General features: G+C 71.6%; 12 protein-coding genes. 4 read left to right on the forward strand and 8 right to left on the reverse strand.

The annotated features are described in order from the left end of the window. Positions 1-105 precede the first annotated feature (105 nt). Both O7634_RS22575 and O7634_RS22580 read left to right on the forward strand, forming a co-directional pair. Entirely contained in the window at positions 106-2,409 is a 2,304-nt protein-coding gene (locus tag O7634_RS22575) for a LuxR C-terminal-related transcriptional regulator (RefSeq protein WP_278152117.1), read from the forward strand. Further along, positions 2,406-4,094, forward strand: a complete 1,689-nt coding sequence (locus tag O7634_RS22580) for an AMP-binding protein (RefSeq protein ID WP_278152118.1) — start codon at positions 2,406-2,408, stop codon at positions 4,092-4,094. Before O7634_RS22575 ends, O7634_RS22580 begins: the two co-directional genes overlap by 4 nt. A gap of 2 nt (positions 4,095-4,096) precedes the next feature. Here O7634_RS22580 and ispG read toward each other — a convergent pair whose 3' ends face one another. From ispG to O7634_RS22605, 5 genes are all read right to left on the reverse strand, one after another. After that, complete coding sequence (ispG, locus tag O7634_RS22585; protein ID WP_278152119.1) at positions 4,097-5,254, reverse strand: flavodoxin-dependent (E)-4-hydroxy-3-methylbut-2-enyl-diphosphate synthase; 1,158 nt, start codon at positions 5,252-5,254, stop codon at positions 4,097-4,099. A gap of 32 nt (positions 5,255-5,286) precedes the next feature. Beyond that, positions 5,287-7,203, reverse strand: coding sequence for a 1-deoxy-D-xylulose-5-phosphate synthase (gene dxs / locus O7634_RS22590; protein ID WP_278152120.1), 1,917 nt, complete (start codon positions 7,201-7,203; stop codon positions 5,287-5,289). Positions 7,204-7,278: 75 nt separating this feature from the next. Continuing rightward, a complete protein-coding gene (locus tag O7634_RS22595; RefSeq protein ID WP_278152121.1) occupies positions 7,279-8,340 on the reverse strand; it encodes a polyprenyl synthetase family protein in 1,062 nt (353 codons plus the stop codon). A gap of 41 nt (positions 8,341-8,381) precedes the next feature. Continuing rightward, complete coding sequence (locus O7634_RS22600) at positions 8,382-9,347, reverse strand: 4-hydroxy-3-methylbut-2-enyl diphosphate reductase (protein WP_278152122.1); 966 nt, start codon at positions 9,345-9,347, stop codon at positions 8,382-8,384. Positions 9,348-9,604: 257 nt separating this feature from the next. Beyond that, positions 9,605-10,660 carry an SMP-30/gluconolactonase/LRE family protein gene (locus tag O7634_RS22605; RefSeq protein WP_278152123.1) on the reverse strand — a complete coding sequence of 352 codons (1,056 nt, stop codon included), beginning with the start codon at positions 10,658-10,660 and terminating at the stop codon, positions 9,605-9,607. A 214-nt stretch (positions 10,661-10,874) separates the two neighbouring features. Between O7634_RS22605 and O7634_RS22610 the strand changes: the two genes are divergently transcribed. After that, positions 10,875-12,053: an aminotransferase class I/II-fold pyridoxal phosphate-dependent enzyme gene (locus O7634_RS22610; RefSeq protein WP_278152124.1), complete on the forward strand. Its 1,179-nt coding sequence runs from the start codon at positions 10,875-10,877 to the stop codon at positions 12,051-12,053. Positions 12,054-12,078: 25 nt separating this feature from the next. Here the strand turns inward: O7634_RS22610 and O7634_RS22615 are convergent, their stop codons facing one another. The 3 genes from O7634_RS22615 to O7634_RS22625 form a co-directional block, all read right to left on the reverse strand. Then, positions 12,079-12,327 carry a hypothetical protein gene (locus O7634_RS22615; RefSeq protein WP_278152125.1) on the reverse strand — a complete coding sequence of 83 codons (249 nt, stop codon included), beginning with the start codon at positions 12,325-12,327 and terminating at the stop codon, positions 12,079-12,081. A gap of 203 nt (positions 12,328-12,530) precedes the next feature. Continuing rightward, complete coding sequence (locus O7634_RS22620; protein ID WP_278152126.1) at positions 12,531-12,722, reverse strand: DUF397 domain-containing protein; 192 nt, start codon at positions 12,720-12,722, stop codon at positions 12,531-12,533. Then, positions 12,713-13,480: a helix-turn-helix transcriptional regulator gene (locus O7634_RS22625; RefSeq protein ID WP_278152127.1), complete on the reverse strand. Its 768-nt coding sequence runs from the start codon at positions 13,478-13,480 to the stop codon at positions 12,713-12,715. Before O7634_RS22625 ends, O7634_RS22620 begins: the two co-directional genes overlap by 10 nt. Before the next feature lie 261 nt (positions 13,481-13,741). Between O7634_RS22625 and O7634_RS22630 the strand changes: the two genes are divergently transcribed. Continuing rightward, a complete protein-coding gene (locus tag O7634_RS22630; protein WP_278154046.1) occupies positions 13,742-13,963 on the forward strand; it encodes a hypothetical protein in 222 nt (73 codons plus the stop codon). Positions 13,964-14,188 lie beyond the last annotated feature (225 nt).

Consider the following 14,188-nt stretch of genomic DNA (forward strand, 5'->3'; position numbering starts at 1 on the left):
TCGTCGCCCCCGGTGCTGGCTGTGTTCGGTTAAAGAGCCACGCAAGGCCGGCCCCCTAGCGTGGTCCCGGAACCGTTGAACCCGAGCACGTCGTCTGGGGGGACCATGCGGGTCGAGTTGAAAATGCCGGCGTCGCGCGAGGCCAGCGCGTTGCCCACGGCGTCGCCGTGGCCGTCCCGGTCCGCTCTGGTGGGTCGGGAGTGGGAGCTGCTGGCGGTCGAGGGCAAGCTGCTGGACCGTTCGGTACGGTTGATCACGCTGGTGGGCGCCGGTGGGGTCGGCAAGAGCCGGCTCGCCGTCGAGGCGGGACGCGCGGTGTCCGGCGAGTTCGCCCGGGGCGTACGGGTCGTCGACGTCGCCGCCCTCGGGTCCGCCGAGGCGGTGCGGACGCTCGTGGGCCACGCGACGGTAGACCCCACCGGTGACTCCCGCGCGCTGCTGGTGTTGGACGGTGTCGAGCACCACGCGGCGGAGTTGGCCCAGCCGGTCGCCGATCGGCTGGCCCTCGATCCGGGACTCACCGTCCTGGCGACCGGCCAGCGGGCGCTGCGGATCTACGGTGAGCGGGTCGTCCCGGTGGTGCCGTTGACACCGCCCGGCCCGCTGGTCGAACCGGATGTCGCCGAGGTGCAGGACAACCCGGCGGTGCTGCTGTTCAGCCAGCGGGCGCACGAGGTGAATCCGGACTTCACCCTGACGGCGGAGAACGTGGCTGCCGTCCTCGACATCTGCAACCTCCTCGAAGGCGTACCGCTGGCGCTGGAGCTGGCGGCGGCGCGGCTCCGGCTGTTCCCGGTGTTCGAACTGCGCTCCTGGCTGCGTCGCGGCGGCGACAGCCATCTCGCCGGCCCGGTCGACGTGCCGGGCCGGCAACGCTCGATCCGCGCGGTGGCCGAGTGGAGTTGCCGCGGGATCAGCCCCGAGCAGCGCCGCCTGCTGGCGTGGCTGTCGATCTTCGAGGGCGGCGCGACGGTGGCGACGGTGGAGAAGGTGTCCCCGCTGGCCCCGGCGGACACCGCCCAGGCGATCGAGGCGCTTCTCGACCGGAGTCTGCTCACCCTCGTCGAGCAGCCGCGCGCGGACAGCCGCCTCACGGTGTCGCGCGTGCTGCGCGCCTACGGCCGCGCGCTCCTCGACGAGCAGGGTGACGCGCGGAAGGCGCGCGACGCCCACGCCCGGTACTTCGGCAGGTTGCTGCGGACGATCGAGGGCCGTTTCCACGGTTCGGAGCAGCGGCGGTGGCTCCGGGTCGCCTGCCTGGAGCACGACAACATCCTGGCCGCGCTCGACCACCTCCAGCAGGTCGGCGACATCGAGGAGCAGGCGTCGTTGCTGGTGGCCTGCCAGCGGCCGTGGCTGATCCGGGGCGAGTTGCGGGACGGGCTGCACCGGTGCGACAGCGCGGCGGCGGCGCTCGCGCACGACGACAGCGAACGGGTGCTGCGCCTGCGCGCCCGGCTCCACACGGCCGCCGGCTACCTGGCGTCCGCGCGGGGCGACCACGACGGCGCCGCGCACCGACACCGGCGGGCGGTGACGATCTACAAGCAGCTTCGCGACGCCCAGCAGGGTGCCCGCGCCTCGGCGCGGTTGGGGCGGTCCCTGGTCGCGGCCGGCGACCGCGAGGCCGGCCAACCGTTGCTCACCTCCGCCCGGTCCACCCTCGAGTGGTGGGGCGACACCGCCGGGTCGGCGGAGGCGGCGGCCGGGCTCGCCGAGGCACTGCTCGACGCCGGCGCGCTGACCGAGGCCGGCACGCTTCTCGACCGGGCGTTGCGGATACACCGACAGAACGGCGAGATTCGGGATCTGGCCGAGGTGTTGCTGGTCAGCGCCCGGCTCGCGGGACGCGCGTCGGACGGGCCGGCGGCACAGTCGGCGCTGCGCGAGAGCCTGCGCCTACTGGACTCGATCGACGACCGCAACGTGCTGGCCGACGCGTTGGAGGCGTTCGCGGTGGCGGTGCAGGACGGCGCCGGCCATCCGCAACAGGTGACGCGGCTGCTGGCCGCCGCCGACGCGATGCGCCGGCGGGCCGGCACCACGGCGCCCGGGTCGCGCCGTGACGGGATCGACGAGGTCGTCTCGGCGCTGCGCCGCCAGCTCGGTGCGACGGTCTTCGCCGGGGCCTGGGCGGAGGGCGCGCGGCCACGACCGGAGGTGCTGGTCGCCGAGGCGCTCGCGGTCGGGGAGTCCCGCCCGGCGGGCGTACGAACCGAGGCCGGGCTGCTGACGCCGCGCCAGTTGCAGGTGGCGTTGAGCGTCGCCGAGGGCATGACGAACCGCCAGATCGCGAACCAGTTGTGTATCGCCGAGTGGACGGTCGTGAACCATGTGCGACAGGTGATGCGCAAGCTCGGCTGCACCTCCCGGGTGCAGGTGGCCTGGGCGGTCGGCAGGCGCCGATGAGGACAGGGTCCGGCGACCCGCGGCCCACCTCGGCCGGCACCGACCCGCAGCCCGCCTCCGCCGGCACTGACCCGCTCGCACGCCTGCTCGCCACGGTGCGGCCTCCCGTCGAGCCTGCCCGGACGTTCCGCGAGCGCGGCTGGTGGCAGACCCGCAGCGTGGTCCACGACCTCTACCGGGCCAGCGCCGCGCACCCGAACCGGACCGCGATACTGGCGCACCGCGTCCGGGACCACGCGGGCACACCGACCGTCCGTGTCTCGTACGCGCAGTTGACCGGGTACGTCGAACGGTTCGCGCACGCTCTCGTCGCGCTCGGCGTCGGCCCCGGCGACCCGGTCGCGTTCTCCCTGCCCAACCGGTGGGAGGGCTCGGCGCTGTTCTTCGCGTGCCTGCGCATCGGCGCGGTCGCCGTGCCGGTCCTGCCCAGCTACGGCGCGCGGGACCTGGCAGCGGTGCTGGAGGCGGCCCAACCACGGGTGTGTGTGGTGCCGGACAATTGGGCGGGTGTGCCGCAGGCCGAGGTCCTGGCGGACCTGGCGGCATCGCTGCCGTGGCTGCGCCGCCGGGTGGTCGTCGGTGACGCCGCCGCCACCGGAGCGCTCGACTTCGCCGACTACTTCATGCGTACGCCGCACGAGCGCCACGACCGCGGCGCGTGGCTGCGGGTGCCGACGGACCTGGCGGACCGGGTCTGCCTGATCGTGACCACCGTCGGCCTCGACAACGCCCACCGCATGTTCCTGCACACCCCCAACTCGCTGCGGGCGGGAGTCCGGTCGCCCGACGTCCCGCACCGCGACGTGACCTACTCGGCGGTGCCGATCGCCACGCTGCCGTCGCTGCTGCACGCCGTGGTCGGTCCCGCGCTGCGCGGCGGCACGTCGGTGTTGCAGGACGTGTGGGACCCGGAGGTCGCGCTGGACCTGTGGGCGCAGGGCGCTGTCGGTCAGGTCTACGCCCTCGCGGTGCAGTGGTCCGAGCTGGTCTCCGCGCAGCTCGAGCGCCCCCGTGAGCTGGGTGCGCTGCGGCGGGCGCTGGCGGCCGACCCGTCCGGCACGTCGACCCGGCTGACCCGGCAGGTGGCTGAGGTTCTGCGCGTTCCGCTGCGTGCCGAGTGGAGTTCGCCGCAGGTGGGCGCCGCCACGACCGGGTCCGGTCTGGAGACGGTGCTGACCGCCGTGGACGGTCCCGAGGGGCTGTTCCGGGTCCGTGTCCGGGGACCGTCGACGTGCCTCGCGGTGTGGCAGCGGGACGCCGGGTCGGTGCGGCTGGTCCGGCAGCAGCAGGACGGCTGGTCCGACACCGGTGACCTGGTCCGCGTGGACGACACCGGCCAGATCGAGGTGGTGCGGCGGGCGGCCGGGGAGGTCGGGGGCCTGTTCCTGGTCCCGGTCGCCGAGATCGAGGACCACCTGCTCGTGCACCCTCGGGTCGCCGAGGCGGCGGTGGTGCCCACCCCGGATGTCGAGTACGGCGAGCTGAGCTGTGCGGTGGTGGTGCCGGCGGGCGATCCTCCCGATCTCGTCGAGCTGCGGACGTACCTCCGGGGTCGGGGTGTGCCCCCCGAACACCTGCCGGCCCGCCTCGAACTGCTGGGTGCGCTACCCCGCGACGAGCTGGGGGAGATCCGCCGGGCCGAGCTGCGCGACCAGTTGGCACGGCGGCGGGCCCGCAAGCCCTGATCTCACCGTACGACGACGGTCGGCGCCCCGGAGACCTCGCGTTCCTCGTCCGGCATCTGCTCGACCAGCTTCAGCGCCTCCTCGATCAGGGTCTCCACGATCTGCGACTCCGGCACCGTCTTGATCGGGACGCCCTTGATGAAGATCTGGCCCTTGCCGTTGCCGGAGGCGACGCCGAGGTCGGCCTCGCGGGCCTCACCCGGGCCGTTGACCACGCACCCCATCACGGCGACCCGTAGGGGCGCGTCGAGGCCGTCGAGCCCGGCGGTCACCTCGTCGGCCAGCTTCCAGACGTCCACCTGGGCCCGACCGCAGCCCGGACAGGAGACGATCTCCAGGCCGCGCTTCTTGAGGTTCAGCGACTCCAGGATCTGCTGCCCCACCTTGACCTCCTCCACCGGAGGGGCGGACAGCGAGACCCGGATGGTGTCGCCGATCCCCTCGGCCAGCAGGGCGCCGAAGGCGACGGCCGACTTGATGGTGCCCTGGAACGCCGGTCCGGCCTCGGTGACGCCGAGGTGCAGCGGATAGTCGCAGCGCTGGGACAGCAGCCGGTACGCCGCGATCATGACCACCGGGTCGTTGTGCTTGACCGAGATCTTGATGTCCCGGAAGCCGTGCTCCTCGAACAGCGAGCACTCCCACAGCGCGGACTCGACGAGCGCCTCCGGAGTGGCCTTGCCGTACTTCGCCAGCAGCCGCTTGTCCAGCGACCCGGCGTTCACCCCGATCCGGATCGGAACGCCGGCCGCCGAGGCGGCGGCGGCGATCTCCTTGACCTTGTCGTCGAACTGGCGGATGTTGCCCGGGTTCACCCGGACGGCGGCGCAGCCCGCGTCGATGGCGGCGAAGACGTACTTCGGTTGGAAGTGGATGTCCGCGATGACCGGGATGCTCGACTTGCGGGCGATCTCGGCCAGCGCGTCGGCGTCGTCCTGCGAGGGCACGGCGACGCGGACGATGTCACAGCCGGCGGCGGTCAACTGCGCGATCTGTTGGAGGGTGGCGTCGACGTCGGAGGTGAGCGTCGTCGTCATCGACTGGACCGAGATCGGGGCGTCCCCGCCCACCGGCACGTTGCCCACCATGATCTTCCGGGTGGTGCGGCGGGTGGCGACGGGCCTGGGGGGCATCGCGGGTGCGGTCAACGGTACGGGCATGGCGAAGTCCTTGTCGCGTCGAAGGAGAGGGGTCAGGCGCGCTGTACGGCGGATCGTTCGAGGTCCGGGCTGATGTGCGCGGCGATGTCTCCCGAGGTGAGGCCGAGTTCGCGCAGGATGTCGGCGCGCTTGCCGTGGTCCAGGAACTCCTGCGTGATGCCGAAGTCCCGGACCGGGGTGTCCACCCGCGCGGCCCGTAGGGCCTGCGCGATCGCCGCCCCCACCCCGCCGACGACCCCGTTGTCCTCGACCGTGACGACCAACCGGTGCCGGGCCGCGAGCGGGACCAGGGCCGGGTTGACCGGCTTGATCCAGCGGGGGTCGACGACGGTGCTGCCGATGCCCTCCGCCGCCAGCAGCGACGCGAGGTCGAGGCAGGTGTGGGCCATCGCCCCGACCGCGACGACGAGGACGTCCTCGTGCTCGCCGCGGTGCAGGATGTCGAGACCGGCGACGCTGTCCACCGCCGGCAGGTCGCTCGGGGCCGGCCCCTTGGGGAAGCGGACCGCCGTCGGCCCGTCGTCGACGGCGACGGCCTCGCGGAACAACTCGGCGAGCCGCGCGCCGTCGCGCGGCACGGCGATCCGCATTCCCGGGACCAGTTGCAGCAGCGACAGGTCCCACATGCCGTTGTGGCTGGCGCCGTCGTCACCGGTGATCCCGGCCCGGTCCAGCACGAACGTCACCGGCAGCCGGTGCAGGGCCACGTCCATCAGCGCCTGGTCGAAGGCCCGGTTGAGGAAGGTCGCGTACACCGCCACCACCGGGTGCAGGCCACCCATGGCGAGCCCGGCGGCGGACGTGACGGCGTGCTGCTCGGCGATGCCCACGTCGAACGTCCGCTCGGGGAACCGGAGGGAGAAGTCACGCAGGCCGGTCGGTTGCAGCATCGCGGCGGTGATCGCCACCAGGTCCGCCCGGCGTTCGCCGGTCGCCACCAACTCGTCGCTGAACACCGAGGTCCAGGAACGCCCGACCGGCGCGCCGATGGACCGGCCCGTCTGCGAGTCCATCACCCCGACCACGTGGAACCGGTCGAGCTCGTGGCTCTCCGCCGGGACGTACCCCGCGCCCTTGGTGGTGATGCAGTGCACCAGGACCGGTCCGCCGTAGTGCCGGGCCCGGTCGAACGCGTACTCCATGGCGGCGATGTCGTGGCCGTCCACCGGTCCGATGTACTTCAACCCCAGATCGTCGAACATGTTCTGCGGCACGAGCATGTCCTTGAGGCCGTGCTTGGCGGCGTGCAGGGCGGTGTACAACGGCTCGCCGACGACCGGTCGGACCTGGCCCTTGCCCCACTCGAGCACCCGCTGGTAACGACGTGACGTGCGCAGCCTGGTGAGCTGGTCGGCGAGGCCGCCGACGGTGGGGGCGTAGGAGCGTCCGTTGTCGTTCATGACGATGATGACCGGCCGGTCCTTGGCGGCGGCGATGTTGTTGAGGGCCTCCCAGCACATCCCGCCGGTGAGGGCGCCGTCGCCGACCACGGCGACCACGGCCCGGTCGGTCTCGCCGGTGAGCTGCGCCGCCTTGGCCAGACCGTCGGCGTAGGAGAGCGCCGTGGAGGCGTGCGAGTTCTCCACCAGGTCGTGGACCGACTCGGCGCGGGACGGATACCCGGAGATGCCGCCCGCCTTGCGCAGCCTGTCGAATTCGTCCACCCGGCCGGTGAGCATCTTGTGGACGTAGCTCTGGTGCCCGGTGTCCCAGAGGATCCGGTCCCGGGGCGACTCGAAGACCCGGTGCAGGGCGATGGTCAGCTCCACCACCCCGAGGTTGGGCCCGAGGTGGCCGCCGGTGCGCGACACCTTCTCCACGAGTGTGCTGCGCAGTTCCTCGGCCAGTGTCGGCAACTGTTCGGGGGTGAGGGCCCGGAGGTCGCCCGGCTGCCGGACGGACTCCAGCAGGTGGCGGCCGGGGACGTCGTCGTTCTCGGGTGCGGCCATGGTCGATCAACTCCTCTCGGGAGCGGGGGAGCGGGGGAGCGGGGGAGCGGGGGAGCGGGAGAGCGGGGGAAAGGGTCAGCGGTCGCGGTAGGCGACCAGGGTGGCGAGTCGGGTGAACTCGTCCTTCCACGCGTTGTCGAGGTCGGCCGCCGCGATGGAGGTCACCGCGCTGTCGACGAGTTCGGCGATGGTGCGCTCGACAGTGGCGCGGACCCCGGTCTCCTCCAGCACCGAACGGATGAGGTCGCCGTCCCACGGATCGTCGCCGCCGAGGAGGTCGCGGATGCGGGGGTCGCGCTCGACGGCCAGGGCCAGCAACAGGGTCATCTTGCGCTCGGCGAAGTCCAGGCCGGCCGGCTTGCCGGCGGTCGCGGTGGTGCCGAAGGCGTCCATCAGGTCGTCGCGCAGTTGGAACGCCTCGCCGAGGGGCAGGCCGTAGCCCTCGAACGCGTCCGCCAGGTCAAGCCGGCCGGCCAGGGTGGCGCCGAGCACCAGCGGGCGCTGGATCGAGTAGCGGCCGGACTTGCAGACGGCGATCCAGCGCGACAACCGGGCGTCGACGACGGCCTCGGCGGCGACCGCGACGTCCAGGTGCTGCCCGATGATCAGTTCGGTCCGCATCTCGTTCCACAGCCGGCGGGCCGGTGGCGCGAAGTCGAAGGTGAGCTGGTCGGCGTAGACGAGCGCCAGGTCGCCGGCGAGCACCGCCACACCCTCGCCGAACCGGCGGGCCTCGCCCTGCCAGCCTCTGGCGGAGTGCTCGTCGGCCTGCTGGACATGGATCGTCGGCGCGCCCCGCCGGAGCGCGGAGTTGTCGATGACGTCGTCCTGGATCAGCGCGAACGCCTGCAGCAGTTCCAGGGCGGCTGCGGCGTCCACGACGACGGGGGACTCCGGCGCTCCGCCGCTGGCGAGGAAGCCGCTGAGGCAGAAGATGGGGCGCAGCCGCTTCCCGCCGCGACTCACCATGTCGATGATCGCCGCGATCGGCTGCGCGGCGCGCGGGTTGATGCCCCGCCAGCGCGCCCGCTCCGCGTCGGTGAAGCGGTCCAGTCGTTGCTCGACCTGGTCGAGGAGGTCCTGACGGGTCTGCTGAAGCTCGGTCCCGGACGTCGGACGGGTGGCGATGATGGTCATGGGAACCCTTCCTCTGGCTGTTCGGGCAGGGCGTACGCGGATCAGGAGGCGTGGGCCGACTCCCCGTTGGTGAGGCTCGACGGCAGTCCGAAGACGACGTTCTCCACCGCCGTCTGTTCCAGTTCGAGGTCGCGGAACCCGTGCTCGGCGAGTCGGTCGAGTAGCTGCTCCACCAGGATCTCCGGGGCGCTCGCGCCGGCGCTGACGCCGACCACCGACACGTCGCGCAGCCATTCCTCGCGGAGGTCGGCCACCTCCGGCACGAGGTGGGCCGCCGCGCCCGTGTTCCTGGCCACCTCGACCATCCGGATCGAGTTGCTGGAGTTGGTCGAGCCGACCACCAGGATCAGGTCGCTGCGCGCGGCGATGGCCTTCACCGCGTTCTGGCGGTTCTGGCTGGCGTAGCAGATGTCGCCCTTCGCCGGGCCGGCCATGGCCGGGAAGCGCGCGTTCAGGGCGTCCACGATGTCCGAGGTCTCGTCCAGGGACAGGGTGGTCTGAGTGAGGTAGCCGACCGTCGCGTCCGGCGCCAGCGTGAGGTTCTGGGCCGTCTCCACCGAGTCCACGATGATGGTGCGGTCCGGGGCGTGCCCGAACGTCCCTTCGACCTCTTCGTGGTTCGCGTGACCGATCAACAGGATGGTCTTGCCGTCGCGTGCGTGCCGGCGCGCCTCCTGATGGACCTTCGCGACCAGTGGGCAGGTGGCGTCGATGACGGTGAGTTCGCGTCTGGTCGCGTTGGCCCGGACCGCTGGCGACACGCCGTGGGCCGAGAAGATGCAGACAGCGCCCTCGGGAACCTCCTCCTCCGACTCCACGAAGACGGCCCCCCGCTGGCGCAGTGAGCGCACCACGTGCTGGTTGTGCACGATCTCCTTGCGCACGTACACCGGGGGGCCGTACTTCGTCAGCGCCTCCTCGACGATCAGGATCGCCCGCCGTACGCCGGCACAGAAGCCACGCGGCTCCGCGAGGATCACTTTCTTCGATCTGCCAGTCCGTGTCATCGGCACGCTCGCTCCCCGTCGGTGGGTCAGACAGCGAGCGTGCCGATGGGCGGGGATCAATGTCAACGACGGGCGTCGGGTGCGGGCCATTCGGGGTTCCGACGGACCGTTCACCCCCCCGCCTGTTGTCATGGCGGACCGCGACGGGGGGCAGGTTGTCATGGGGTTGCTAGGGCGTGTGTCAAAGCCCCTTGCCGGACCGCTGCCCGGACTCCGCCTCGGCTCGACCGAGGACTTTGACACACGCCCTAGGGCCGTCAGTACGGGTACCCGGGAACGTTGAGTCGCACGCTGTACACCCCGGAGTCGCCCCACGGGCCCGACGTGACGTAGAGGGTCTGCCGGTCCGGACCACCGAAGGCCACGTTCGTCGTACCGGTGAAGCCGGGCCGGACCGTGCCGAGCTGGACGCCGGCGGGGGAGTAGACGTGGACCAACGAGTCCCCGCCCGACGCCCAGTACACGTTGCCGGCGCAGTCGATCGTGGCGCCGTCCGGGCCGCCGATGTAGTTCACGAAGACGCTGCGCGCGCCGATGCTGCCGTCGGCCTGCACGGCGTACTTGTAGATCTTGTTCTCCGCGTACGCGCCCACGTAGAGGGCGGTGCCGTCCGGGGAGAGCGCGATGCCGTTGGGCTGGCGCAACCTGTCGTCCACCAGCGACACCTGGCCGCCAGAGACCCGGAAGACGCTGGTACGCCCGTTCATCTGGTCCGGTCGGTTGCCGCGCTGGAAGTTGGGGTCGGTGAAGTAGACGACGCCGTCGGAGCGGACCGCGACGTCGTTGGGCGAGTTGAACGCCCGGCCCTGGTAGTTCGCGGCGACGGTGCTGCGGGCCCGGTCGTTCAGCCGGTACGCGGACACGCTGCGTTGGTCGTGGGTGGCCGCGATGAGCTGTTGGCCGTCGGCGCTGAGGGCCAGGCCGTTGCTGCCCGCGTTGGCGAGGAACGTGTCGAAGGTGGCCGGCGGGGTGAGCCGACGGATCGTGGACGGCTGGACGTTGTACGGCCCGGTGCCGGGGGCCATGTCCGACACCAGCAGGTAGCCGCCGTCGGCGATCCACACCGGCCCTTCGAGGAAGTTGAAGCCGCCCTGGATCCTCGGTGCCGTGACCGAGCTGGAGGGCAGCGGGGAGCCGTAGACGGCCCCGGTCGGGCAGACTCCGGCAGGTGCGCCGGGCGGATTGGCGAGCGCGGCGTGAGCGCTAACACGCGCGACGCGCGGAGGTGCCGCGGTGGCGGCGGTGGCGATCGGCGCGGTGCTGAGCGCGAGGCACAGGCCGGCGAGCGCGGCGGTGGTGGAACGCCAGGTCATGGGTACTCCAATCGACGTCGGCGGCCACGCGCGGCGGCGGGACGACGTCGGATGCTGACGGGACGGGCGTGGCGGCGGCCGTCGGAACGGATGTCCGCAGCGTATGTGATGAACCAGGGGCAATAGAAGACAATGACACTAGTCAATACATAAAGGTGGATGCCCGCCATCCGGAGGGTCCGTGCCGCCCAGGGTGGCGGAATAGGCTTCGGCCATGAGTAGCGTGCTGAGCGGTGCCCGAGACGTGACGAACCCCCTACGCCAGCTCACCATCGACCAACTCCGCCAGCGGACCAGCCTCAAGTGGCGGGAGTACCCGGCGGACGTGCTGCCGCTCTGGGTGGCCGAGATGGATGTTCCGCTGGCCGAGCCGGTCGCGCGGGCCATCGCCGACGCCGTCGCGCGCGGCGACACCGGCTACCCGGCCGGCACCGCCTATCCCGAGGCGCTGGCCCGGTTCGCCCGTCGCCGGTGGGGCTGGGACGGGCTGGCCGTGGAGCGCGCCGCGCTGGTGCCCGACGTGATGCACGGCGTCGTCGAGGCGCTGCGCCTGGTCACCGAGCCCGGGGACGCGGTGGTCGTCAACAGCCCGGTCTACCCGCCGTTCTACAGCCATGTGGCGCACGCCGACCGGCGGATCGTCGAGGCCCCGCTCGGTGCGGACCTGCGGATCGACCTCGCCACGCTCGACGACACGTTCCGGCGGGCCCGGGCCGGAGGGCGGGCGGTCGCGTACCTGCTGTGCAACCCGCACAACCCCACCGGGGTCGTGCACACGGTCGACGAGTTGACGGCCGTCGCCAGTCTGGCCGAGCGGCACGGGGTGCGGGTGGTCGCCGACGAGATCCACGCTCCCGTTGTGGACGCGGGGGCGCGATTCGTGCCGTACCTCGCGGTGCCCGGCGCGGAGAACGGCCTGTCGCTGATGTCGGCCTCGAAGGGGTGGAACCTGCCCGGCCTGCGCGGCGGCCTCCTGGTCGCCGGCCCCGCCGCGGCCGACGACCTCGCCCGTGTCCCGTACGACGTCAGCGTCAGCACCAGCCACCTCGGCGTGATCGCCCACACCGCCGCGTTCCGCGATGGCGGCGACTGGCTGGACGGGCTGGTGGCGGGCCTGGCCGACAACCGTCGGCTGCTCGCCGCGCTGCTCGCCGAACACCTGCCGGCCGTGCGGTACCGCCCCGGCGCGGCCACCTGCCTGGCCTGGCTCGACTGCCGCGCCCTGGACCTCGGAGAGGACCCCGCCGCCGTGTTCCTGCGCAAGGGTCGGGTGGCGCTGAACTCCGGGTCGGACTTCGGCACCGGCGGGGCCGGCCACGTCCGGCTGAATCTGGCCACCGCGCCCGAGCTGATCACCGAGGCGGTGCGCCGGATGGCCGCCGCCGTCGCCTGAACCCGGCCACGCCGCCCCCGGCCGCTCAGTCGGCGACGACGAGCGCCTGGGGGGCGGCGGCCTTCATCCGGGTACGCAGCCACCTGAGCTGAAGGGCGGTCTCGCCTTCGCAGCGCCGCACCACGGTGAGCAGGTCCTCGTCGCGGGCGCCCAGCGGTCGATGTCGGCATCGGTCGTGGACGTCGGCCAGGTACCGGTCCACCCGTACCGGCCACTCCTGACCCGGTCCGTACGGGGTCCGTTCACCCCACGGCTCGGCGATCCGATCCACCACGACGTACCCCCTCCGACGACAGCGAGCGCGCCGTGCCGCGTCGGACGACTCGACCTCCGCTCACCCTGAGTCAACGACCGAACGCGACGGAAGATCGGTTCGGGCGCCGCCAAGCGATACATCTCCCGAAAATCGGCAGTCACACCTGCGAACCGTCAGCGGAGAGCCGGGGTGGGAGCTGGAAGGGTGGTTGGCGTGTCGGGCTACGGCCGTCCGGCGACCTGGGCGACGAACGTAGCCCACGCCGTCGGGGGGAAGGTCAGCGCCGGCCCCGACGGGTCCTTCGAGTCGCGTACCGCGACGATGCCCACGAGGTTGTCAGCAACCTCGACGCAGTCGCCGCCGTTGCCGCTGCTACGGGTGCTCTTGCGCCACTGCGCGCCGGTCAGTTCCATGTCCCCGCCATCTCCGTCAGTAAATCCACCGATTGCCAGTGGGAGAGCGCCTCACCACGTACGTTTTCCCACGCCGCCAGTATCGCTGCGATGTCGTCGGTCCCGGTAACAACATTTCCCTGAAGCTGGTTGTCGAGATAGCCGGCGGTGCGGTGCTCCGGTCCGACGGCGATGACGAACGGCCCGTTCAGTCCGGCGTACGCACCGACAGACGAGGGAACGATGTGGACGCGCACGTGTGGTGCTTCGCAGGCGACGAGGAGAGCCTGAATCTGTGCGCGCATGGTGGCCCGACCGCCGACGGGTCGCCGTAGCGCGGCCTCGTCGACAACGGCGGTGAAGTGCGGCGGGTTGTCACGCGTCAGGATGCTCTGCCGAGCGAGCCGCGTAGCGAGGTGCCGCTCGATGTCGCCTCGCGCGATGACGTCGGCTCCGGCCAGCACGGCACGGGCATACGCCTCGGTTTGCAGCAGACCCGGCAGAACGACGGACTGGTACGAACGCAGCGAGATCGCATCCCGCTCGATCTCCTGCCACGGCCGGAACCAAATTGGTTCACGACGTCTCGACGTGTCCGGCCAAATGTCCCCGATGGGTCGACGCAGAGCGCTGGCCGCCGCCTCCCGATGGCGCGGATGCGGTATGTGGTCATGGTTGAGCCAGCGAGCGACGGTCTTTCTGTCGACCCCGACCCGCTCGGCCAGCGACTCGATGGTGTGGCCGGTCTCGTCGAGGGCGACCCGCAACGCGTCGTTCACAGCCACTCCCATCGGTATACGTGGAATGTCTTACGACCATATCTTCTACGGGCTGTTTCTGTCTCATCACGCCGCGCAGGGTGTGTGTAGACGGCGCGGCCGGCAGGACCGAGACCCGGCGGTCGCGTTCGTGAGCGGGGCTGCCCTGGCGGGCGAGCACTCACAGGGCAGCCCCTTCCCAGCGACGATCAGGGGAGCACCGTGCGAAAGGTCCAGGCGGGCGACGTCCTGCGCCTCACTACGGCCGCGAGCGTCCAGTTCATGCATCCGATCGTCGTGCGTGTCATCCGCGTTCTCGACTGGACGACGTACGACGGATGGCTCTGGTTTGACGGTTACCAACTTGTCCCTAACGGAGATGCGGTCGCTCGCCGAACCCTGTTCGTGATGACGAGCGGTCTCATCTGGCAGGACCCTTCCGCCTTCGTAGGCCGGAAGAACGCCCGTCGCCCGGTCGCCCGTATGTCGCTGGGGATCGGGTGATGCGGAGCGCATGGAAGCACAGGCCCCTACGCCCGTCGTGGCGCTGTCCTAACTGCGGTACTCACTGGCCCTGCTCGGCGGCGAAGCTGCGCCTCCTCGGTCAGTTTCGCGAGGACCGGCCGGGCCTGCTGGCGTACCTGACAAAGGTTCAGAGGGAGGCCGAGGCGGACCTGACGAAGCTCAACCCAGACGCGGCGCTGCCCGACCTGACCTCGCGCTTCGTCG

The sequence above is a fragment of the Micromonospora sp. WMMD1120 genome (assembly GCF_029626235.1).
Classification (GTDB): Bacteria; Actinomycetota; Actinomycetes; order Mycobacteriales; family Micromonosporaceae; genus Micromonospora.